The sequence below is a fragment of the Streptomyces sp. NPDC051105 genome, assembly GCF_040682795.1.
GTDB lineage: Bacteria > Actinomycetota > Actinomycetes > Streptomycetales > Streptomycetaceae > Streptomyces.
In genome coordinates this window covers 94,602-115,201 of record NZ_JBFBBR010000001.1, presented here as the reverse complement: position 1 = coordinate 115,201, position 20,600 = coordinate 94,602, and the positions used below count along the sequence as shown (strand labels likewise).

Genomic DNA, 20,600 nt, shown 5'->3' with positions numbered 1-20,600 from the left:
TCGACATGTCCGAGTTGCAGACCCCGCACGCCGGCGACGACCACGCCAAGGACGACGATGTCGTCGCCCTGCTGATGCGTCAGCACGGCGACATCCGGAACCTGTTCGACGAGGTCGAGGCCACCAAGGGCGAGGAACGCCGGGACGCCTTCCACCGTCTCGTACGGCTCCTGGCCGTGCACGAGACCGCTGAGGAAGAGGTCGTCCACCCCTTCGCCCGACGCGCCCTGCCGGGCGGGCAACAGGTGGTCGAGGACCGGCTCACCGAGGAACGCGCGGCCAAGGAAACCCTGGTCGCGCTCGACGAACTGGACACCGACGACCCCAAGTTCATGCCTCAGCTGCTCAAGCTCCGCAGGGACGTCCAAAAGCACGCCAGGGCCGAGGAACGCTACGAGTTCACTCATATCCGCCGCAGCACCGACACGACCAACCTCGCCGCTATGGCCAAGGCCGTCAAGGCCGCCGAGGCCATGGCACCCACGCGGCCCCATCCCGGAGTCGAGTCCGGTGCCAAGAACATCGCCCTGGGACCGGTCGCCGCGCTCATGGACCGCACCAAGGACACCGTCCGCAAAGTCATGGGCAGCGATTGAACACCGATTCGCCTGTCACGGCGTGTGCTGGGCACCTGACGCTGCCGCCCGATACCCAGCGGTTTTTTCCGGAGATGCTGCGCAGTGCCGCCTTGCGTGCGGAGGTCGCGGCGGGACGCCTGGCGGACGTAGGCGCTCAGAGGGGCAGTCACTGGCCACAGACCGGGCAATCGACTGCCGACTCGCCGTAGTCAGACGAACCGCCGGGCGGCAGTACCGTGAGAGGTTCCTTCGGGGCCCGGGTGCCGGTACGGCACCCGGGCCGCTCCACACGTTACGCGGAGAGGCGCGATGACCGCAGACGACACGTGCGGCCGTACTCGCTGACGACGACTGCCCCGCCTGCACCATGAGCCGGGCCGCGGAGGTGGCCGGCACCGCCAAGGCTTGTTCCGTGCCATCGTCGAACATCGCCTGATCACACCGCTCCGCTCCGCCGGCGGCCCCCGCCGCTCCCCGCTACCAGGTGCGCACGACGCGCGCCCGCGAGCTCGTCGATCAGGGCGGTCCCGTCGAGGCGGCCTGCCGCATCGCTTGGTGGTGATCCCGTCACCCCACGATGCGACTGACCGGTGTCGACGAAGTCGCTTCGTACGTGCGGTTGGTGAAGGTGGCGAGCGCGACGCTGAAACCCTCGCTCAGGAGGTGTGCGTCGGCCGTACCGTCGGCTGACGCGTTCGTACCGGCCACCGGTCGCAGCCTCCACCTCACCCGAGGGACCGCAGAAGGCGTCTCTCACGACCGGGCGGTCCGATGCGGAGGCCGCGACGTCACCGCGCTGTCACGCGCAGGGTCTCGACGCCGGGGTCTGCCGCGTCCGGGATGAGCATGCCGGCCGCCACGCCGCTGCGCAGATAGTCGACGACCTCGGCAGTGATGACCTCTCCCGGTGCCACCACGGGGACTCCGGGCGGATAGGGGCTGATCGTCTCGGCGGAGACGCGTCCCACGGCTTTGTCGGCCGGGACGTGCTCCGCGTCCGCGAAGAAGGCGTCGCGGGGGCGGACCGCCTGTTCCAGCTCCAGCACGCCAGGTGCCGGGAGCCGGACCGCCGGTCGTGTCTCCATGGTGTCGGCCTGACGGACGAGGCTACGCAGGGACTCGATGAGGAGACCTTCTGTCCGGTCGTTGTCGGCGTGGGTGATCTGTGCGCTGATCCGGCAGGTGTCCGAGGAGCCGATGTCGACGTGGCAGTGTGCGCGCAACCATTCGGCCGCCTGCATACCACTGACGCCGAGGTCCCGTACATCGATGGTGATCTTCAGCAGGTCCAGTTCGGCCGTCAGGCCGGCGTCCACGACCTCGAGACCCATCGGACGCAGTCCAGCCATGTCGGCGACCGCCGCACGGACGCGGGCAGCACGACGGAGCGCGGTGTCCATCAGGTCGTACCCCTGCTCGGCCATCTGGCGCCGCCAGCCGTCGAGCGTCGCGTACACCAGAGAGGAGGAACTGGTCGTGCCCAGCAGGTCTTCGCGCTGCTTGAGAACCTCAGGAGACACCCGGCCGCCCTGGAGGTGGAAGACGGAACTCTGCTCGATGGCGCCGCCCATCTTGTGGACGCTGGTGACCACCAGGTCGGCGTCGGCGTCCATCCCCCAGGCCGGCAGATCGGGATGGAACGGCAGGTGGGCCCCCCACGCCTCGTCCACGATCAGCGGTACGTCCCGCTCGTGGCACACGTGGGCGACACCGCGTATGTCCGCACAGGAACCCCAGTCCGTCGGTGTGATCAACAGCATGCCCTTGGCGTCCGGATGAGCCGACAACGCACGCCGGACGTCGTCGGGCTCGGGCGGGTGCGCCACATGCCGCTCGGCATCGAACTTCGGGTGCACCCACACCGGGACAACGCCGTTGACGATCACGGCGGCGATCACGGACTTGTGGGCGTTCCTGGAAATGAGGAGCTTCTCCCCGGGCCCCGCTACGGCCAGCATCGCTGTCTTCACGGACAGGGAACTGCCGCAGGTGGAGAAGAACGCGTGCTCCGCGCCGACGGCGTCGGCCATCAGCTCCTCCGCCTGGGTGAGCACGCCCTGCGATTCGCGGCGGTCGTCCAGGCCATTGAGAGAGAGCACGTCGGAGGCGAACACTCCTTCCCCGACGACATCGACGACCCTGGGATCGGCCCCCAGCCCCTGCTTGTGCCCGGGCGGCCCGTACACCACGTCACCGCGACGCCTGAACTCCTGCAATGCCTCCAGCACGGGAACACGGGAGTGGTCCATGATCGTCTCCTGTTTCAGACCGCCGCGAGTTCCCAGCGACCAAGACCGCGCGGTTCGGTGTGTTGATGGCTTCCTCGGACGAGTTACACGGCGGGGCGAGCCAAAACACGATGTGCGCAGTGCTGCCGCCGCCCGCTCGTCGGCAGGTCACGCGCGGGCGCCCGCCGCATATCCGGGCGCCCGCCGTCCGCCGAGTGGCAAGGACCGTGCTGGGTACTTCGGAAGAGGGGACTCGTTCGGCGACCTGACCCGTCGGATCCGTTCCCGCCGACCGAACAGGCCACGACTTTTCGGGCATGCGATCAGTTGGGCAGGAACCATCATGGCTGTCTTCCACGACGACGCTTTGGACCTGCACTTCATCGGCACGGCGACCGTGCTCCTGCGCTTCGGTGATCTGGTCCTGCTCACCGACCCCAACTTCCTGCACCGCGGAGAGCGCGCCCACCTCGGGTACGGACTGACGAGCAGGCGCCTGACCGAACCCGCCCTCCAGCCGGCACAACTCCCCACACTGGACGGCGTGGTCCTCTCCCACTTGCACGGTGACCATTGGGACCGCAGAGCCAGACGGCGCCTGGACCGGTCGGTTCCGATCGTCACCACCCGGCACGCCGCCCGCCACCTACGCACGTGGCAGGGTTTCGACCACGCTGGCGGCCTCCGGACGTGGGAGAGCTGCACGATCCATGGAAGCCGGTCGCAGGTGCGGGTCACCGCGCTGCCCGCAGTCCACTCGGTGCGGCCCGTGTTGCGCGGGCTGCTGCCACCGGTCATGGGCAGCATGCTGGAGTTCGGCCGCCGTGACGGCCCAGTGGGGCTTCGTCTGTACGTCTCGGGCGACACGCTCGTGTACGACGGACTGGACGAGATAGTCCGTCGTTTCCCGCGGGCCGATCTGGCCGTGCTCCACCTGGGGGGAACGCGACTGCCCGGCGGCTTCGTCGTGACCATGGACGGGGCGCGGGGTGCCGAACTCGTCCGCCGACTCGGGGTCCCCCTGGCTCTGCCGGTCCATTACGACGACTATGGAGTCTTCCGCTCACCGCTCGACGACTTCTTCATGGAGGCCGAGCGCCTGGGGCTTGGGGAGCGGCTGGTCCGGTGCGGTCGCGGGCAGCACGCGCGCGTCGGGCCTTCGAGCAGTCCGCCCTGGGTCCGCTGACGGATGTGACCCCGTCAGCAGTCGGTCGCCTGAGATCCAGGCCCGCGGCTAGGGCGGCCGGACCTGGGCGACTTCGGCAAGCCGCACATCCGACACGGCAAGGGCAGCCGCGGACGCGGGCCGAAAGCCCGCCTGGTGCCCGCCATCAACTCGACGGACGCCCTGAGGGACTGGTGGCTCGGCGACGTACGGCACCAGTTCGGCGACGACTACGCCCACCCCGACGCCCCGATGTTCCCCAGCGAGGGCCGCGACCCCTGACCGGCTTCTGCGGGCGAGCCGGGGACGACGCCTTGAGATCGGGGCTGAAGAATGCGGTAGACCTCTGCCTTCCTACCTGGTCCGGAAGGCTGACGCCGCACGTGCTGCGGCACTTCTGCGCGTCCTCGCTCTACCTGCAGGGCGTCGACCTGAAGGCCGTGCAAGAGCTGTTGGGCCACGAATGGCTGTCCACTACGACCCGGTACATCCACGTGCACGACAACCACATCGAACAGACGTGGGCAGCGGCGAACCAGCGGGTCGCATCCCGTCTGGGCCTGGGGTGAGGAGGAGGGTATGCGCTAACGGAACTGCGACCAGGGCCGCGAACGTCCCATCCCTCACGCCACACGCCTTAGGCATGCCCGATTCCGTAGTTCGGGGGCCTGACGGTGCTTCGGGGGCTCAACTCTGACGCGGGACGCCCAGCACCTGTACGAGCCGGGTGAGTTCCTCCTGGAAGAGCTTCTCCGGGTTGGTGGTCTGGGTGTGCATGTGGCCGTAGACCTCCAGCGACACCAGGCCGTGCAGGTGTCCCCAGATACGCAGGGCGAGGGCGACGGCTGCGGGCGGCAAGTCGGGGAATGCGGGCCGCACCTTGTCGAGGAGCCCCAGGTCGAAGTCGGACCAGCCGAAGGCGCTGTCCTCGTAGAGATGCTGGGTGTGCGGCCATGCGGCTGCCGCAAGGGCGGTGAGGCCGGTACAGACCCGGCGCGCGGCATCCGGGGCGGGGCCGCCTTCGGGGGCGCGGTAGCCGGGGACAGGGTCGCCGTAGATGAGCCGGAAACCCTGGGGGTTCACCAGGGCCCAGGTCCGGAAAGCGGTGGCCCATGCTGTGATGCGAATGGCGGGATCCGTGGCGGGGGCAGCCTCCCAGGCGGCGTCCACGGCGTCGGCCAGCGCGGTGTACACGTCGTTGATGAGCGTGGTGACCAGGTCGTCCCGGGTCGCGAAGTAGCCATAGATCGCGTTGGCGGTCATGCCCATCTCACGGGCGATGGCCCGAAGCGTGATGGCGTCCGGGCCGCCCGAGGCCATCAAGGCGAGGGCCACCTTCTTGATGTCGGCCGTGGTCTCGGCCCGTAGCCGCTCGCGTCTTCCCTTGCTTCCCGTAACTGTCACAACAAGAACTCTACAGCGTCCATTTACTTCACAGCGTATAGTTTCTGCACGGCGTCACCTTTGGTGGCGTTCCACGTCTGCATGCACAGGGGAGAACCATGCACATCGGAGTCATCGGAGCCACGGGCACCATCGGCAGCAGGGTCGTCGCCGAGGCCCTCGAACGGGGCCACCACGTCAACGCGTTCAGTCGGGACGCCGCTCAGGCGCAGCACGAGGAGCGTCGGGACAACATCACCTGGACGAGCGTCGACGTCCTGGACCCGAAGAGCATCGCCGGCGTCCTGCCCGGACTCGACGTCCTGATCAGCGGATTCCAGCCGGGCAACGCGGCCAAGGACTTCGCGGACACCGTCCGGCGCTCGATCGCCGACCCCACCGTCTACGCCGCGGCGGCACGGGCCCTGCTGAAGGCTCTGGAGAGCCACCCACAGACCCGGCTCATCGTGATCGGCGGGGCCGGCAGCCTCGAAATCGAACCGGGCGTGGTGCTCGCAGACTCCGACGAGCTGCTGCACGCCGCCCTCGACCAGCTTGGACTGCCCCGCGAATACGGCGCAGCGGTACGCGGCCACCGCGACGCCCTGAACGTCCTTCGAACCTCGAACCGGCTGTGGACCTACTTCAGCCCCGCTGAGGAGATCGCTCCCGGCGAGCGCACCGGTCGCTTCAGGATCGGCGCCGACCAGCCGGTCCTGGACGCTGACGGCCGCAGCCGCATCTCGGTGGAGGACACGGCCATCGCCTTGATCGATGAGGCGGAGCTGCCTCGCTTCGTCCAGCGCCGCTTCACCATCGGCTACTGAGAGCCGCAGCCCACATCCCCGTGGGGGATCTCATGAACTCCCCCACGGGCAAGAGCGACGTATATCTCAGCCAAAACCCGGTTGGTCGGCTTACCGGCACTGTGGCATGTACCAGATAGGTGCTGCCGGCCCAGCTACGTGGCGGATCCGCATGTATCCGTAGCCATCACGCAACTGCGGCCAGAACCTTTTTCAAGAATCGCCATCCCCTGCCCCGGTCCGGGGAACCCGGTACGTCCGGCGGCGCCCTGAGGGGGCCCGCACGTGGGCTCCTCAGTAGGGGAACCGTCCGACGTGCCCTGCGGATCCGCACCGGATGATTGCCGCGGTGTCGTGGAAGGCGATGCCTGGTCTTGCGTGCTCGTGGATGATCGAGGCCACGAGGTGACGGCCCACGACCGACGAACGGGTCCTCACACACCCGCAGCACCGGAATGGGAGGGCTGCGCGGCAGCCACGTTGAGTACGTGCGTGTCCGCTGCGGCGACCATGGGTCCTTCCCCGTCCCGGAGGGCGTCGACGACACCAGCGCCCTGTTCGTGTCCGGCTCGGTGCCCATCGGATCGATGGGCGCCGACCGGGCAGGGATGAAGCCCGGCGACGTGGTAGCCGTAAGGGGCTGAGGGGCCCCTCGACGAGGCACCGCGGGCCTACGAGATGTTCAAGAAGAACTAGGACGGCTGCGTGCGCGTGGTGATCCGGCCCTGCGGCTAGCCGAAGTTCCACCGCAGGCCGCCCCTGCCCCTGTTTCTCGTCCGCGCAGGTGGGGACCCGGCCCACCATGAGTACTTTGCCACGCCGCCGCCCCTGGATGCGGCAGAGCCGCGTCCTGTGCCGGCTGGACCGCCTGGCGCGGGAGCCCAGGGCCGACGCGGTCATCGACGCGGTCCGCAAGGGGGTGCGGGCCCTGCCGCGCGGCGATCCATGCCCTGGCCGAGCGGTGTCGTCATCTCGCCGGACCGCTGTCCGAGGGCACGGTCAGTGACGGATGTGTCCAGTGCCCGTGGCAGGGGAGTGTCTTCCGGCTCTCGGACGGCTGCAACGTCCGCGGCCCGGCCCCCGCGCCCCAGCCGGCCTTCGACATCCGGATCACCGACGGCCATGTCGAGATACGCCTGCGCCGACAGGACCGGGACGGGCAGGCGCCGGACGAGGTCGAAGCGGGCAGCGACGCACGGAAAGGGGATGTATGAACACGGCAACTGACAACCGCCTCGCACGACGCCTGCAGGGGCTGCTGCAGCGGACCGGAAGGCAGTACGCGGCCGGGCACGACCGGCCGCTCGGCGGCTACCTCGGAGCCATGGCGGGCTTCGCCGCGTATACGACGGCCTGGGCCACCGCCGTACGGCTCCGCGGCCGGCCGCTGCCCGACCGGCCCGAGCCGTGGGACGTGGTCCTGACCTCGGTCGCCACCTTCCGGCTCAGCCGGCTGCTGACCAAGGCATCGGTCACCAGCCCGCTGCGCGCCCCCTTCACCAGGTACGTCGCTCCGCAGGGCCCGGCCGAACTGCAGGAGGAGGCACAGCCCGAAGTCGCCAAGCGCACCGTCGGAGAACTGGCCACCTGCCCCTTCTGCATGAGCGTCTGGGTGGTCTCCACCCTGACCGCCGGCCAGCTTCTCTGGCCGCGTGCGACACGTACCGCCATGGGCGTGCTCGCCGCTCTGGCCGGGGCTGACACGCTTCAACTGGCTTACAGCGCGCTGGTCGAGAAGACGACCGGCGAGTGACCGCGCTCAAGGGCGCACTGTGGCAGGGACTGCTCGCTGGCACCGCCGGAGGAGTCGCGATGACCTTGGGTGAGAAGCTCGAGCAGGCCGTCACCGGTCGGCCCGACTCTCATGTGCCCGCGCGTGTTCTCCAGCGGCTGACCGGCCTGCCCGAACACCCCGGCACACAGCCACCCAAGTGGGCGGAATCCCTCAGCACAGCCGACACCCTCTGCCTCCACACCGCTCGGCAGCCAGCCGACCGGTGATGACAGCGCCACCGGTGGCTACGGCCAGGGACATCTGGTTGCGGCGTCACGGCTGGAAACGTCCGTGTCGGTCGGTGGTGTTCTCACGAGACGCAGTGCTGGCCGGTGCCGCCGACGGTGGCCGCGGCGCAGGGGCGGCGACGTCACGCCCAGCCCGACCTGCCAGGCGGTGTCGGGTCACTGTAAGCGCCGGACAGAGCCTCGAAGCTGCTTGAACCATCCACGGGGACCGGTCGAGGCGGAGCACCTCATCTTCCAGCGCGCGGAAATCTGTGCCCGCTGGAGTAGACATTGGCCGACAGTGTGGTTAAGGTTTCTGTCGTAGCCGAGATTCACAGAGGCCCGGCAGAGATGAACTGCCGGGCAGCAGTACGCAGTTGCAGTTCGTAGGGCGGTGCGGTGGTGGAGTTCCGGAGCCAGAGCGGTTGCAGGACGGCGACGGGGCTGACGACCGGACCGGGTGGCCCGCAGTGATCAGGGGCCGCCATGAGCAGTACCGCAGTGGCAGTACCAGTAAATGAAGGTTCGCAGTACACAGCAGTGAAGTCAGTGAGCAGTACCTCGGTGAAGGCGTCGGCTGCGGGCGCGCGCACCGGGAGGTTCGGCAGCGGGGTTCCAAGCCAGAGCAGACGCAGGACGGGCGACGGGGCTGGCTGCCGAAGAGTGGCGCTGTTCGAGGCCACCAGCAGTTCGCAGTACCAGCAATTCGCAGTACCAGCAGTTCGCAGTTCCCGTTAGTGAGTAGTTGCTCAAGAGGGAAGAACGGAGGAGCCGAGCGCCATCAGGATCGCCCGGGTGGAAGTCTTGGACCCGGGTACCGCAGGACATCGATAGTGAGGTGGTCTCCGGTCGAGCAACCGCGATCCCCGCGCCCCCGACAGCGTCTCGGTCGGGTCTGCGGAAACAGAGGGCCGGTGCAGTATCAGGGCCGGCAGATGGTGTAGTAGTTCCTTCGGGGCCCTGGCGGCAGTACGGCGCCAGGGCCCCTCAACGCGTGCCACAGAACATAGAGGTGCAATGACAGCAGACGACACGTTCGGCCGTCTCGATGACGACGACTACCCCGCCTACACCATGGGCCGGGCCGCCGAGATGCTCGGCACCACGCAGAGCTTCCTGCGTGCCATCGGCGAAGCCCGCCTCATCACCCCACTGCGCTCCGCGGGCGGCCACCGCCGCTACTCCCGCTACCAGCTGCGCATCGCCGCCCGCGCCCGGGAACTCGTCGACCACGGCACCCCCATCGAGGCCGCCTGCCGCATCATCATCCTCGAAGACCAGCTCGAGGAAGCCCAGCGCCTCAACGCCGAATATCGCCGCGCCGCCGAATCAGCGAAACCGACCGCAGCAGCATGAGATGAGCGTGCCCGTCCGCGTCGGCGGGCACAGCACGCATGGTCTGCCGTGCGGTGTGATCGTTTCCTATGGTGACACGGCGTGTGGGCGTGTAGCGTTCTGTGTCAGCTGTCGTGGTTCGGAATTCCCCCTGCCCACGCCTTTGGTGTGGGCGTTTTGCTGTGCTGTGCCGCAGGGACCAGGGCGATCACCTCCGCCTTCCGCATGGAGCGGGAGGCGTTCATCGACTGGAAGGCATCAGACATGGCAACGGGAACTGTGAAGTGGTTCAACGCGGAGAAGGGCTTCGGTTTCATCGCCCAGGACGGCGGCGGCCCTGACGTCTTCGCGCACTACTCCGCGATCAACTCCTCGGGCTTTCGTGAGCTCCAGGAGGGCCAAGCTGTGACGTTCGACGTCACCCAGGGCCAGAAGGGCCCGCAGGCCGAGAACATCACCCCGGCCTGACGTCGTAGACCTGCCCCGGGGATCGCGCACGCTGCGCCCGGTGAGCGCCGCCCGTGCGAGCCTTGCCCAGGGGGCGAAGCGCCTGCTCTCATGCCGGGCATGCGCAGGATCAGGGGCCGCGCAGCCATCGCTGCGCGGCCCCTGACCTGTTGAGGCGGAGACGGGTGCGACCTCGGTCCGAACTTCCTGACCCCGCTTGCTTCGAGCGTCGTCCAGGTCGGGTACGGCATACTCTGCGCCTCTGTTCGCGCAGTTAAGTCATCGCCCGGGAGTAATCTGCTTCGTCCGCGACGAGGCGGAGGCGTCGGTGAGGTCGGCACCGGTGGCGGCGTCCCGCCGGAAGTGGCCGACGCCGTGCCAGTCCAGGCACATGACCGTCGCGTCGTCCTGCAGGTGGCCGAGGTTGACGTCGACGATCGCCCCGATGAGGGCCCGGGCGGCCTCGCGGGGATGCAGCGCGCGGGTGCGCACGACCAGATCGGACAGATCGAAGCGGTTGGCGTTGCGCTCCAGCATGCCGTCGGTCAGCATCACCAGCCGGTCGCCCGGACGCAGGTCCAGCGATTGGACCCGGTAGGTGTGAGGGGCGGGGAAGCCGAACGGCATATCGATCTGCGGAGCGATCTCCCGCACCTGCCCGTTCCGCATCCGCAATGGCCACGGGTGCCCCGCGTTGATGAACTCGGTCCTGCCGTCGATCAGACTGATGCGCAGGAGCTGGCCGGTGACATAGCTCTGGCGGCCGTGCTCGCGCATGGCCTGGTCGGCCTGACGGGCCTGTTCGGTGAGGTCGGCACCGGCCCGCCGGGCCCGGCGCAGCGCGCCCACCAGGAGGGTTGCCAGCAGCGCGGCGTCGACATCGTGACCCATGGCGTCGGTGACAGAGAGCTGGACCGTGTCCCGGTTGATCACGTAGTCGAAGGTGTCCCCCCCGACGCGGTCGGCCGGCTCCAGCGCCCCGGCCACCGCGAACTGCGCTGCCTCACACGCCAGTGAGGCCGGGAGCAGCCGGTGCTGGATCTCCGCGGCCAGGCTCAGCGGGGTGGTACGGCGGCCCCACTGGTAGACGTCGGTGAAGGACCGGTTCGCGATGACGATGTACGCCAGGGCGTGCGCGGCCTCGCCGATCTCCCGCATCACCTCCGCATCCGGCGCCACGGGCAGGAACAGTTCGAGGAGCCCGATGGCGTCCCCGCGATTGGTCACAGGGGCGACGATCCGCACCACCGTGCTGTCGCCCGTGTCCTCCAGGCTCAGCCGCTGGGTGCGGATCACGTCCTCGTACACGGTGTCCCGCAGCGTGATGCGCCGGGCCGGTTCATCGGTCTCGACGCTCCCCGCCGCCCCCAGTCGCACGACCGAGTCGCCGGTGAAGTCGGTGATCAGGAAGGACACAGACGCCGCCCCGAGACGCTCCTTGAGCATGCGCGCGACCACGTCGAGCGACTCCACGGGCGCCGCGGCCTCCGCCGCCTCCAGCGTCCCCGCCAAGGTCATGGCCTGCCCCGGCCACCGACGTTCTCCGAAGTTTGAGTGGTCGGCTCGCCGTCCCCGTCAGGCCCGCATACGCTCACGGTGACTCCTCGCCGCTCGCTGGTGCTCAGGATTCCGTCCCAGGTACGCGAGGGGTTCGCGCGAAGCGCCGGGGCCGGGCAGAAGCTGCTGCACGACAAAGCCCGTGCAGAGTACCTCTGTCGTAGCAGAGTCCGTTCCCCTCACGGCCTGCTTGGTGGATCTGGTCGATGAGGTGGTGCTGTGTGCCGTCGTCTGGCCGACGCGGTCGCCTCGGTCATGCCCGGTGGCCTCGTCGTGGGTGAAGGCGGCGTGCAGGTGCGAGGTCCTGCATCCTCGCTTGGCGTGGACATGGCGCTCCGGCCCTTCCGAGACCGTTCTCAAGGTGGAACACGCCCCTTTGAATCGCGGGCTTTCGCGCCTTTGGTCCGTGGGACGTGTTCCCGATGACTCGTCATGTGCCGTGCGTTGCCGCCCCGGCCTCCTGGGGGGCCGCTGACGTCCAGGTCCGGGTCTCGATAGCCGCCGGGCCGCGCGCGGAACCGGGGACCGTGCTGCCGGGTGGTGGCTCAGGCGTCGATGATGACGGGGATGATGAGGGGCTTGCGGCGGTAGGTGCGGAAGGCCCAGTTCGCCACGGCGCGGGCGAGGAGCTGTTCGAGTTGGCGCGCGTCCCCGACGCCTTCCTCGGCCGCAGCGGCCAGGGTCTTCTCGATGACGGGGATGACCGGCTCGAAGGTGGTGTCGTCATGGACGAAACCGCGGGCCAGGAAGTCGGGCGCCTCGGCAAGGGCGCCGGTGTCCGCGTCGACGATCGCCACCACCGTGACCACGCCTTCCTCTGCGAGGGTGAGGCGGTCCTTGAGGGACGCCTCGGTGGCGCCCCCGACCTCCATGCCGTCGACGTAGACGTTGCCGGCGGGGACCTTGCCGGTGATGGACGCGCGCCCGTCGACGAGGTCGACGACGACGCCGTCCTCGGCGATGACGACCCGGTCTGGGTCGACGCCGGTACGGATGGCGAGGTCGGCGTTGGCCCGCAGGTGGCGCCATTCGCCGTGGACGGGCATGACGTTGCGGGGTTTGACGATGTTGTAGCAGTAGACGAGTTCGCCGGCGCTGGCGTGCCCGGAGACATGCACCTTGGCGTTGCCCTTGTGGACCACGTGGGCGCCCCACCGGGTGAGTCCGTTGATCACCCGGTAGATGGCGTTCTCGTTGCCGGGGATGAGGGAGCTGGCGAGCAGGACGGTGTCGCCCTTGCCGATGCGGATCATGTGGTCGCGGTTGGCCATCCGTGACAGCGCTGCCATCGGTTCGCCCTGGGAGCCGGTGCACACCAGAGTGATCTTGTGGTCCGGGAGCTTCTCCAGCTCCTTCGTGCTCACGACCAGACCGGAGGGGACCTTCAGATAGCCCAGGTCACGGGCGATGCCCATGTTGCGGACCATCGACCGGCCGACGAAGGCGACCTTGCGGCCGTGCTGGTGGGCGGCGTCCAGGACCTGCTGGATGCGGTGCACGTGGCTGGCGAAGCTGGAGACGATGACCCGGCGCGGCGCGGTACGCATCACCTGCTCGATCGCCGGGTTCAGCTCACGCTCGGAGGTGGTGAAGCCGGGGACCTCGGCGTTGGTGGAGTCGGTGAGGAACAGGTCCACACCCTCCTCGCCGAGGCGGGCGAAGGCCCGCAGATCGGTGATGCGGTCGTCGAGAGGGAACTGGTCCATCTTGAAGTCGCCGGTGTGCAGCACCATCCCGGCGCCGGTACGGATCGCGACGGCGAGGCTGTCGGGGATGGAGTGGTTGACCGCCACGAACTCGCAGTCGAAGGGTCCGAAGCCACGCCGGTCGCCCTCCCGCGCCCGCACCGTGCGCGGCCGGATGCCGTGTTCCTTGAGCTTGGCCTCCAGGAACGCCAGCGTCAGCTTGGAGCCGACGACGGGAATGTCGGAGCGCTCGCGCAGCAGGTACGGCACGCCGCCGATGTGGTCCTCGTGGCCATGGGTGAGGACCACGGCCACGACGTCGTCCAGCCGGTCCCGGATCGAGGTGAAGTCCGGCAGGATCACGTCCACGCCGGGCTGGGTCTCCTCGGGGAACAGCACGCCGCAGTCGACGATGAGCAGTTTGCCGGCGTGCTCGAAGACGGTCATGTTGCGGCCGATCTCACCCAGGCCGCCCAAGGCGACGATCCGCAGCCCTCCTTCGGGAAGGGGAGGGGCGGCTTTCAGTTCGGGGTGCGGATGACTCATACCTTGACGTTACCCGGCGAGCGGGAAGGGATGATCCATTGCCTGTGTGATCTCTCCTTCCCGACGGAGCGGGGCGCGCAGCGGCTGCCGGGACGACCTGCGGCGGCGGGTGAGACGGCGAGGCCCCTGCCGAGGCACATCGTGACGGGACCTCGGTGCGACATACTTTCCCGATGAGTTCACGCACTTCCCCGACCAGCCGGCCGATCACGATACGGAGGGCTGTCGCGCGGGATGCCAAACGGCTCACGCGGCTCGTGCGTGGCTCAGGCGCCTACGAGGGTAAGTACGCGTCGGCAGTCGCGGGCTACCGGGTCGGTCCTGATTACATCGAGGCCCACCGCGCCTTTGTGGCCGTCGGCGCCGACGAACATGGAGGCCGGGTCCTCGGGTTCTACTCGCTCGTCCTCGCTCCACCGGAGCTCGACCTGCTGTTCGTCGCTGACGAAGCGCAAGGACGGGGTATTGGACGACTGCTCGTGGCGCACATGCAGTCCGAGGCCCGTGCCGCCGGGCTCGACCGCGTCAGGGTCGTGTCGCATGTTCCCGCTGCGGACTTCTACCACCGTGTCGGTGCGGTGCGGACCGGGACCGCGTTCGCGAACCCGCCCGCGGTGCCATGGGACCGTCCCGAATTCGAGTTTCGCATTCCTGCGGGATGACGCGGTGAGCCGGTTCGCAGAACACCGGCCTCGCCTGCATGGCTGCCAGAGCTCGGTGCGGGGCCGCGGACCGTCCTGACGACGCTGCCGGAGACGGCGCCGCCGACCTGGTGCCGCAGAGGAGGTCGGGCCTTCCCCCGTGAAGGTGGGCACGCGGTTATTGATCACACGGCGAGCGTGAGTTCAGCGGTGCTCGTCTTCGTACAAGCACGCAGTCCCCTCCTGGCAGGCCCGGTGCTTCGCAGCAGCACGCATCCGCCGGCGGCCCGGCCCGGCTACGCTCCCCGCCCGGCTCGTGAACTCAGGGTCGTGGCGACTCGGAGCCTGCCCGAAGCTGCTGCCAGCAGCGATGTACGTGCTGCTCGGCCTGCTCCACGACGTAGCGAGGGACTTCATCCGCAGGCTGGTTTTCAGCGGGAATGCTGTGCTGTGGCCCTGGTGCTGCCGCGCGCTGCGGCCATACCGGCGGCTGGCGGCCCAGCGGCCGGCCAGGACGAGGGAAGTGACCGACGCGGCGGCCAGGGCGGGTAGCGCGTGGGAGACAGACAAGGCTCGACATCTTTCCGTGCAGGGGGAGAGGGCATGGAGGGATACCGGTATCCGCGTACCGGCACCCCTCCAGGTCGGTTCAGCCGGGCCAGGTGCCGGTCAGACGACGGGTGGCGGCGGCCCCGCCGCGGTCAACGGCGGCCTTGACCCCAGCGAAGATGGCGCCCTGCAGGGCGGCGGCGAGCAGGACCTCGCTCCAGGTACGGTCCTCGTCGGTGGCGTCGGGCGCGTCGTCATCGTGGCCGAGCATCTTCCACGCCTGCTTGAACGCCGCTCCGGCGACCACGCCGCTGACGGCACCCAAAGCCAGACCCACCGGCTTGTAAGCGATCTTCGAGGCTTTCACACGGCTCACCCCTTGCGACGGCGGCAGACCATCCACACCACGACGGCCACACTGGCGGCCAGCAGCAGGCCGCGCTTGTCGCGGGCCATCTGTGCACCCTGGGTGGTCTTCTGCTGGACCGATTCGGGGGCCTTGTCGTGCCACAGCTGGCCGGCTCGGGCGGCCTTCGCGCGGGCCTGCTCGGCAGCCTGGGCAGCCTTGTCCTTCACTGGGTCGGGCAGCTTGTCCTGGGCCTGATGTGCCAGGCCGACGGCCTTGGCTTTCAGCTCGTCAGCCTTGACCGCGGCCTGTTCCCTGGCCGCCGTGGCCTTCTCCTGGGCGCGTGCCTTGACGTCCGTCTTGGCCGCGAGGGCCTCGACCGTCCGGCCGAGTTCCTCGCGAGTGTGCTCGACCTGCTCGCGCAGCTCATCGGGGCTGTCGGCGGTGGGCTCGTCGTGGGGCGGCTGGGTCATCGGTGTGCGCTCTCCTTGATCTCGGCCACATCGGCCTTCACGTTCTCGACCGTCTGCCGCGGTGTCGGCGGCGCGGCCTGGTCAACCTGCTTCTTCCCGCTCATGGCCATCACCGCGACGATCACACCCAGAACGGCTGTGATGATCAATGCCGCGGCCCACACCGGCAGCACGAGCGCCAGCGCGGCGATCACACTCGCCACCAGCGCCTGCAACATGAGGAAGCCGACCACCCCGGCTCCGCCGAACAGGCCACCGCCCTTGCCGTAGAGCTTGCCCTTCTCCTTCATCTCCGCCTGCGCCAGGCGCATTTCACCGCGCACCAGCTCCGTCAACTGCTGCGACGCCCTCTGCACCAACTCGCCCACCGGCTCCTGGTCGGCGGGGTTCGGGCTGTGGTCGCTCCCGGACGAGTACGGCTGCGTGCTCGACACGGCGGTCACCTCCCGTCCATCTCGTTCCTGCGGGCCGGGCAGTCCGACCCCTTCACTGCGCCGCGAGTACCCCGAACGCCCCCGTTCAAGGCAGGTGGCTTGGCAGGGACGGGAATCGCCGGTCAGCGGCAGCGTCGCGGAGGCGCACGACGCGCTCACCATCACCATCGAGGGGTCTCCCGCCCTGGGATCCACATTCCTTCGCTACGCCCTGACTGCCGCAAGGCGGGTTCGAGCGGGCCGCCGCACGCCGCGATGCAGACGACAGACGACTTGTCATATGCCGCGATCGTCGTCCTCGGCACCTTCGGGGTCGACGCCCTCGTTGCATACCTGGACGCTCTGTCTCCTCGCCGGTGGGCTCTTCGGTCGACATCCGCACCCACTCCGCCGGAGCCGCCTCGGTCTCCACCACCGGACGCTCGTCGTGCAGGTGACCTCGTCCTCGCTGATTGCGGGCCCGACCGGCAATCCTGGCGCCGGTGGCCGGTCCCGGGCTATGGCCAGTGGCGCAGGAAGAGAGCCGGGGCACGGCGGGCGAGCCAGGCGCTGGCAAGGCCAAAGGCAGCGCCGGCGGCGACATCGCTGGGGTAGTGGGCGCCCGACTGCACCCGCTCAAGGGCCACCAGCGCGGCCGGCACGGCGCACAGCGCCCCCACGGTCGGCCAGGCGGGAGCGACGGCGGCGGTGAAGGCGACAGCCGCGGCGGTGTGCCCGGAGGGGAACGAGGAAGAGTGGGGGCGATCCGCGACCTCGTCGTGCGGGATCCACTCGGCGGGCGGCCTGGGGCGGTCGGCGAGCGGCTTGCACAGCGCGTTCGACGCCAGCTGCGCCACTACCAGGGCCCCCAGCCCGGCGGTCGCGGCCTTGCGGCCCCGCCACCCGCCCCACCACGCCATGGCGGCCGCGGTCCCGCACCACAGCTTCGTGCTCTCTGCGGACTCCTCCACCGCCGACAGCACCTTGGCCACGCCCGGCGGGATGCGGGAAGCCGCCCGCCGTGTCAGAACCCGATCAGCCCTATACAAGCCCGTCAGCAACCTCATGAACCTGCGGTTATCCCCAAACCCTGCTCGGTAAGCAGCCCGACTGTCGGGATCAGTCCGCCACCCGCCGCGCGACGGTCATGATTCGTCCAGCCGGCGCAGGTCCTCCTCATCCCACTTCCGTGTGTCGCGCGGCTCGGTGTAGGGCTCCTTGTGCGGCGGCAGACCGCCGGCGACCGCTCGCTGCCGTACGGTCTCGGCGTCGAACTCCAGACCCAGCAGGATCGCCAGGTTGCTGATCCACAGCCAGACCAGGAAGACGATGACACCGGCCATGGTGCCGTAGGTCTTGTTGTACGAGGCGAAGTTGGCGACGTAGAACGCGAAGGCGGCGGAGGCGATCAGCCAGATGACCAGGGCGAGGAAGCTGCCCGGGGTGATCCACCTGAACCCCTTCACCCTGGCGTTCGGGGTGGCCCAGTACAAGAGCGCGATCATGATCGTGACCAGGACCACCAGGACGGGCCACTTGGCGATCGACCACACCGTCAGCGCGGTGTCACCGATCCCGAGCGCGGTGCCGGCCTCGCGGGCCAGAGCGCCGGTGAAGACGACGATCAGGGCGCTGACGACGGCGAGTATCAGCAGGACGACCGTCAGCCCGACCCGCACCGGAAGGATCTTCCACACCGGGCGGCCTTCCGGCATGTCGTAGACGCGGTTGGCCGCGCGGATGAACGCCGCGACGTATCCGGAGGCCGACCACACCGCCAGGACGATGCCGACGACCGCCATGATCGACCCGATGCCGGCGTTGTTCTGCAGCTGAGAGACGGCCCCGGTGATGATGTCGCGGGCGGAGCCCGGAGTGAAATGCTTGAAATTGTTCAGCACCGAGTCCGTGGTGGACTTACCGGCGAGACCGAGCAGCGACACCATGACCAGCAGGGCCGGGAACAGCGACAGCAGACCGTAGTACGTCAGGGCCGCGGCACGGTCGGTCAGCTCGTCGTCCTTGAACTCCCGCAGGCTGCCCTTCAGCACCGCCCCCCAGGCCGTCTTCGGCAGCTGCGTCGGCGTGTCCGGCGCGCGCCGCTCCACCGCGGGGCCAGGCCCTACCTCGTCAGGCGGCGGGGGCTTGCGTTCCGGTGCCTCGTCGCCGCCGTGGTGCTCTTTCCGTCCTGGAAGATGCAGCTTCATGCCGGCCGAGTACCCCGGGACCCCCACTCCATCAGGAGGTTGACGCAGCTGTCCACGGACGTCCCCGCTGGGCTTCTCCGCGGAGCGGTCTCGCCGCCGGAGAGCGTCAGCGCGCCTGGCGCAGTAGCGCGTCGTTGTGGGTGGCCGAATTCCTCGCGCACCTTGGTCCTGGCCGGTCATTCGCCGTCTCGGTCGACCTCAGACGGGCGAGGGCAGCGCGCAGTTCGGTCAGGACGGTCTCCGGCAGGGCGCCTCCCTGGGCGTGTTTGACGATCTGCTCGGCGATCGAGGACAGCTTGGTGTTGGTGTGCTGCGACACCTCGCGCAAGACGCTGAATCCGTCATACGGACTGATCGTGCCCATGAGGACAAGGACGCCGATGGCCTGATCGACAACCGCGTGCGAGGTGACCGCCCGCTGCAGCTGCTCCTTCTCCGCCCGCAGCTGCTCGACTTCCTGGACGAGGTCCTCGATGCGGGCAGAGGCGCCGGAGTCCTGCCCGGAAAGCGTGGAGGAGGCCATGCCTATCACCAGATCTGTCAGCGGAAGGGTGGACAAATTTCGCCTGCCCGGCTCCCCTGTCAGTATCCCTTCGCCGCACAAGCGGCGCACTGGATGGCTGGAAAGGGGCCGAGCTCCCCGCAGCGGTGCCGGAGAGCTCGACGGGGGCTGGCTTCCGAACCCCTCGCTGGGGCGGGTAACCCGGACGCGGACTGCCATGCGGCAGCGTCACGCTGCCTCGATGTGCCGCGCGCTCTGTCCAGCCGGACTGCGCTCGGTGGCGGACGGGTCGACGTCGTGGACCAGTCGCAGGTGACGTCCCCGGGCGTGGCGGGGCGCCGGCGCCCTGGCCGACAACCGGTCCTCGACGCGGTCCATGGCGTACGGCAGTACACCCAGGGCGGGCAGCAGCAAGACGGCAACAGCGATCACGGCGCCGATCCCTCCTGGTGGGTGACATCCGGCCGGGTTCCCGCCGAGGCTCGGCCGGCAGCCGAACCATGTGAGGATCTGGTGACGACCCGGTGTGGACGGTGTTCGGCTGATGGGTCTGTCCGCTGTCGGCGCATGGAACGCGGCGGCGGAAGCATGTGAGAAGGCATGGAGTGTGCGATCTACCGAGAACAGACGGGCGAGCGCGAAAAGATCGACGGCCGGCAGGAAGACGGAGGGTGTCAGGGCATCCTCGACCGCTTGGCGGTGCTGAAGCCGGACGAGTTCGCCTGGATCCGGATGGACGACCCCGGCGAGGACGGCCTGCAGCGGGTCGGCGAGTACCTGAAGCTGCATCCTCTGGCGATCGAGGACGCCGTCCAGGCACACCAGCGGCCGAAGCAAGAACGCTACGGTGACGTGCTGGCGGTCGCCGTGAAGACGCTGTGGTTCGTCGAGGAGACCGCCGATGTGGAAACCGGCGAGGTGATGATCTTCCTCGGCCCGTCCTTCGCGCTGACCGTCCGGCACGGCGCCGCCGATCCGGCTGCGGAGGCGGCCCGTCGGCTGGGAGACGTCCCGCAGATGGCGCGGCTCGGACCGGTCAGTGTCCTGCACGCGGTGACCGACGTGATCGTGGACGCCTACGCAGAGGCAGCGGCCCAGGTCCGCGCGGACCTCACCGACCTGGAACGGTGCGTGTTCTCACCCGTCCGCGATGACCTGACGGAGCAGATCTACGCGCTCAAGCGGGAGGTGGTGGAGTTCCGCGACGCCGTCCAGCCTCTGGTCCCCGTCGTGCAGCACTTCACCGCGCCCCATGACGACTGGCCGCAGCGGATGGTGCCCTACTTCCGCGATGTCGCCGACCATCTCACCCGCACCGACACCGAAGTCCGCGCCCTTGACGACCTGCTCGGCTCCGTCCTCGACGCCCACCTGGCGAAGGTGGGCACCTGGCAGAACGACGACATGCGCCGCATCAGCGCCTGGGCCGCCATCCTGGCCATCCCCACCATGGTGGCCGGCATCTACGGCATGAACTTCGCCCACATGCCCGAGCTGGACTGGCGCTACGGCTATCCGTGCGCGCTGGCCGCGATGGCCCTCGGGGCGGGACTGCTGTACCGGGCATTCCGCCGCAACGGCTGGCTCTGACATCCCGACCGCCCCTGCCTCGGCTCGTCGGCGGCCCGCCGCCCCGACGAAGCGTTGCTCGCAGCGACTGAAGGAGGGTACGTGCCCGCAGGGCCCACTGCCGACACGCCAGGAGTGCAGCCCTGAGAACGTACACCTGGGCTCTCGT

At 69.0% G+C, this 20,600-nt stretch carries 23 protein-coding genes and 2 pseudogenes; 14 read left to right on the top strand and 11 right to left on the bottom strand.

What is annotated here, in order from left to right:
* The first annotated feature begins 5 nt into the window (after positions 1-5).
* Positions 6-596: a hemerythrin domain-containing protein gene (locus tag AB0N16_RS00560; RefSeq protein ID WP_365791543.1), complete on the top strand. Its 591-nt coding sequence runs from the start codon at positions 6-8 to the stop codon at positions 594-596.
* A gap of 291 nt (positions 597-887) precedes the next feature.
* Positions 888-1,128, top strand: a pseudogene (locus AB0N16_RS00555) (MerR family transcriptional regulator); the annotation flags it as partial.
* 238 nt (positions 1,129-1,366) lie between these two features.
* Here the strand turns inward: AB0N16_RS00555 and AB0N16_RS00550 are convergent.
* The gene (locus tag AB0N16_RS00550; RefSeq protein ID WP_365791541.1) at positions 1,367-2,827 is read right to left on the bottom strand and encodes an ornithine decarboxylase; all 1,461 of its coding nucleotides are present in this window, start codon (positions 2,825-2,827) and stop codon (positions 1,367-1,369) included.
* 322 nt (positions 2,828-3,149) lie between these two features.
* Between AB0N16_RS00550 and AB0N16_RS00545 the strand changes: the two genes are divergently transcribed.
* The 3 genes from AB0N16_RS00545 (at position 3,150) to AB0N16_RS00535 (ending at position 4,540) form a co-directional block, all read left to right on the top strand.
* Complete coding sequence (locus AB0N16_RS00545) at positions 3,150-3,992, top strand: MBL fold metallo-hydrolase (protein WP_365791539.1); 843 nt, start codon at positions 3,150-3,152, stop codon at positions 3,990-3,992.
* A gap of 135 nt (positions 3,993-4,127) precedes the next feature.
* On the top strand, positions 4,128-4,253 hold the full coding sequence (locus AB0N16_RS00540; RefSeq protein WP_365791537.1) for a hypothetical protein: 126 nt from the start codon (positions 4,128-4,130) through the stop codon (positions 4,251-4,253).
* Between the two features lie 101 nt (positions 4,254-4,354).
* Positions 4,355-4,540 (top strand): tyrosine-type recombinase/integrase, encoded by a 186-nt coding sequence (locus AB0N16_RS00535; protein ID WP_365791535.1) that lies wholly within the window; start codon positions 4,355-4,357, stop codon positions 4,538-4,540.
* Positions 4,541-4,658: 118 nt separating this feature from the next.
* Here AB0N16_RS00535 and AB0N16_RS00530 read toward each other — a convergent pair whose 3' ends face one another.
* Positions 4,659-5,375 carry a TetR/AcrR family transcriptional regulator gene (locus tag AB0N16_RS00530; RefSeq protein ID WP_365791533.1) on the bottom strand — a complete coding sequence of 239 codons (717 nt, stop codon included), beginning with the start codon at positions 5,373-5,375 and terminating at the stop codon, positions 4,659-4,661.
* A 98-nt stretch (positions 5,376-5,473) separates the two neighbouring features.
* Here AB0N16_RS00530 and AB0N16_RS00525 point away from each other — a divergent pair, with 98 nt between their 5' ends.
* The 7 genes and pseudogenes from AB0N16_RS00525 (at position 5,474) to AB0N16_RS00495 (ending at position 9,964) form a co-directional block, all read left to right on the top strand.
* The gene (locus AB0N16_RS00525; RefSeq protein ID WP_365791531.1) at positions 5,474-6,181 is read left to right on the top strand and encodes an NAD(P)H-binding protein; all 708 of its coding nucleotides are present in this window, start codon (positions 5,474-5,476) and stop codon (positions 6,179-6,181) included.
* A 467-nt stretch (positions 6,182-6,648) separates the two neighbouring features.
* Positions 6,649-6,804, top strand: a complete 156-nt coding sequence (locus AB0N16_RS00520) for a hypothetical protein (RefSeq protein ID WP_365791529.1) — start codon at positions 6,649-6,651, stop codon at positions 6,802-6,804.
* A 297-nt stretch (positions 6,805-7,101) separates the two neighbouring features.
* Positions 7,102-7,374 (top strand): annotated as a pseudogene (locus tag AB0N16_RS00515) (Rieske (2Fe-2S) protein); the annotation flags it as partial.
* A complete protein-coding gene (locus AB0N16_RS00510; protein WP_365791527.1) occupies positions 7,371-7,913 on the top strand; it encodes a DUF1360 domain-containing protein in 543 nt (180 codons plus the stop codon). The pseudogene AB0N16_RS00515 and the gene AB0N16_RS00510, both read left to right, overlap by 4 nt.
* A gap of 59 nt (positions 7,914-7,972) precedes the next feature.
* Entirely contained in the window at positions 7,973-8,161 is a 189-nt protein-coding gene (locus AB0N16_RS00505) for a hypothetical protein (RefSeq protein WP_365792804.1), read from the top strand.
* A gap of 1,017 nt (positions 8,162-9,178) precedes the next feature.
* Complete coding sequence (locus AB0N16_RS00500; protein WP_365791525.1) at positions 9,179-9,517, top strand: MerR family transcriptional regulator; 339 nt, start codon at positions 9,179-9,181, stop codon at positions 9,515-9,517.
* Positions 9,518-9,760: 243 nt separating this feature from the next.
* Entirely contained in the window at positions 9,761-9,964 is a 204-nt protein-coding gene (locus AB0N16_RS00495) for a cold-shock protein (RefSeq protein ID WP_030242128.1), read from the top strand.
* A 258-nt stretch (positions 9,965-10,222) separates the two neighbouring features.
* Here the strand turns inward: AB0N16_RS00495 and AB0N16_RS00490 are convergent, their stop codons facing one another.
* Both AB0N16_RS00490 and AB0N16_RS00485 read right to left on the bottom strand, forming a co-directional pair.
* Entirely contained in the window at positions 10,223-11,461 is a 1,239-nt protein-coding gene (locus AB0N16_RS00490; RefSeq protein ID WP_365791523.1) for a PP2C family protein-serine/threonine phosphatase, read from the bottom strand.
* Positions 11,462-12,045: 584 nt separating this feature from the next.
* Positions 12,046-13,731 (bottom strand): ribonuclease J, encoded by a 1,686-nt coding sequence (locus AB0N16_RS00485; protein WP_365791521.1) that lies wholly within the window; start codon positions 13,729-13,731, stop codon positions 12,046-12,048.
* 173 nt (positions 13,732-13,904) lie between these two features.
* Between AB0N16_RS00485 and AB0N16_RS00480 the strand changes: the two genes are divergently transcribed.
* The gene (locus tag AB0N16_RS00480) at positions 13,905-14,393 is read left to right on the top strand and encodes a GNAT family N-acetyltransferase (RefSeq protein ID WP_365791519.1); all 489 of its coding nucleotides are present in this window, start codon (positions 13,905-13,907) and stop codon (positions 14,391-14,393) included.
* Positions 14,394-15,021: 628 nt separating this feature from the next.
* On the opposite strand, the gene AB0N16_RS00475 is transcribed toward AB0N16_RS00480, so the two are convergent.
* The 7 genes from AB0N16_RS00475 to AB0N16_RS00445 form a co-directional block, all read right to left on the bottom strand.
* Complete coding sequence (locus AB0N16_RS00475; RefSeq protein WP_365791517.1) at positions 15,022-15,288, bottom strand: DUF4235 domain-containing protein; 267 nt, start codon at positions 15,286-15,288, stop codon at positions 15,022-15,024.
* Between the two features lie 5 nt (positions 15,289-15,293).
* Entirely contained in the window at positions 15,294-15,740 is a 447-nt protein-coding gene (locus tag AB0N16_RS00470; protein ID WP_365791515.1) for a DUF3618 domain-containing protein, read from the bottom strand.
* Complete coding sequence (locus AB0N16_RS00465; RefSeq protein ID WP_365792733.1) at positions 15,737-16,108, bottom strand: phage holin family protein; 372 nt, start codon at positions 16,106-16,108, stop codon at positions 15,737-15,739. Before AB0N16_RS00465 ends, AB0N16_RS00470 begins: the two co-directional genes overlap by 4 nt.
* Before the next feature lie 563 nt (positions 16,109-16,671).
* Complete coding sequence (locus AB0N16_RS00460; protein ID WP_365791513.1) at positions 16,672-17,220, bottom strand: phosphatase PAP2 family protein; 549 nt, start codon at positions 17,218-17,220, stop codon at positions 16,672-16,674.
* A 78-nt stretch (positions 17,221-17,298) separates the two neighbouring features.
* A complete protein-coding gene (locus AB0N16_RS00455; protein ID WP_365791511.1) occupies positions 17,299-18,360 on the bottom strand; it encodes a YihY/virulence factor BrkB family protein in 1,062 nt (353 codons plus the stop codon).
* A gap of 106 nt (positions 18,361-18,466) precedes the next feature.
* On the bottom strand, positions 18,467-18,883 hold the full coding sequence (locus AB0N16_RS00450; protein ID WP_365791509.1) for an ANTAR domain-containing protein: 417 nt from the start codon (positions 18,881-18,883) through the stop codon (positions 18,467-18,469).
* A 207-nt stretch (positions 18,884-19,090) separates the two neighbouring features.
* Positions 19,091-19,294 carry a hypothetical protein gene (locus AB0N16_RS00445; RefSeq protein ID WP_365791507.1) on the bottom strand — a complete coding sequence of 68 codons (204 nt, stop codon included), beginning with the start codon at positions 19,292-19,294 and terminating at the stop codon, positions 19,091-19,093.
* Between the two features lie 168 nt (positions 19,295-19,462).
* Between AB0N16_RS00445 and AB0N16_RS00440 the strand changes: the two genes are divergently transcribed.
* Positions 19,463-20,452: a magnesium and cobalt transport protein CorA gene (locus tag AB0N16_RS00440; protein ID WP_365791505.1), complete on the top strand. Its 990-nt coding sequence runs from the start codon at positions 19,463-19,465 to the stop codon at positions 20,450-20,452.
* Positions 20,453-20,600: the final 148 nt, after the last annotated feature.

Coding starts and splice junctions, on each gene's coding strand:
- AB0N16_RS00560 (WP_365791543.1), top strand. CDS start 6: ATGTCCGAGTTGCAGACCCCGCACGCCGGCGACGACCACGCCAAGGAC.
- AB0N16_RS00550 (WP_365791541.1), bottom strand. CDS start 2,827: ATGGACCACTCCCGTGTTCCCGTGCTGGAGGCATTGCAGGAGTTCAGG.
- AB0N16_RS00545 (WP_365791539.1), top strand. CDS start 3,150: ATGGCTGTCTTCCACGACGACGCTTTGGACCTGCACTTCATCGGCACG.
- AB0N16_RS00525 (WP_365791531.1), top strand. CDS start 5,474: ATGCACATCGGAGTCATCGGAGCCACGGGCACCATCGGCAGCAGGGTC.
- AB0N16_RS00510 (WP_365791527.1), top strand. CDS start 7,371: ATGAACACGGCAACTGACAACCGCCTCGCACGACGCCTGCAGGGGCTG.
- AB0N16_RS00505 (WP_365792804.1), top strand. CDS start 7,973: ATGACCTTGGGTGAGAAGCTCGAGCAGGCCGTCACCGGTCGGCCCGAC.
- AB0N16_RS00500 (WP_365791525.1), top strand. CDS start 9,179: ATGACAGCAGACGACACGTTCGGCCGTCTCGATGACGACGACTACCCC.
- AB0N16_RS00495 (WP_030242128.1), top strand. CDS start 9,761: ATGGCAACGGGAACTGTGAAGTGGTTCAACGCGGAGAAGGGCTTCGGT.
- AB0N16_RS00490 (WP_365791523.1), bottom strand. CDS start 11,461: ATGACCTTGGCGGGGACGCTGGAGGCGGCGGAGGCCGCGGCGCCCGTG.
- AB0N16_RS00485 (WP_365791521.1), bottom strand. CDS start 13,731: ATGAGTCATCCGCACCCCGAACTGAAAGCCGCCCCTCCCCTTCCCGAA.
- AB0N16_RS00480 (WP_365791519.1), top strand. CDS start 13,905: ATGAGTTCACGCACTTCCCCGACCAGCCGGCCGATCACGATACGGAGG.
- AB0N16_RS00470 (WP_365791515.1), bottom strand. CDS start 15,740: ATGACCCAGCCGCCCCACGACGAGCCCACCGCCGACAGCCCCGATGAG.
- AB0N16_RS00460 (WP_365791513.1), bottom strand. CDS start 17,220: ATGAGGTTGCTGACGGGCTTGTATAGGGCTGATCGGGTTCTGACACGG.
- AB0N16_RS00455 (WP_365791511.1), bottom strand. CDS start 18,360: ATGAAGCTGCATCTTCCAGGACGGAAAGAGCACCACGGCGGCGACGAG.
- AB0N16_RS00450 (WP_365791509.1), bottom strand. CDS start 18,883: ATGGCCTCCTCCACGCTTTCCGGGCAGGACTCCGGCGCCTCTGCCCGC.
- AB0N16_RS00440 (WP_365791505.1), top strand. CDS start 19,463: ATGGAGTGTGCGATCTACCGAGAACAGACGGGCGAGCGCGAAAAGATC.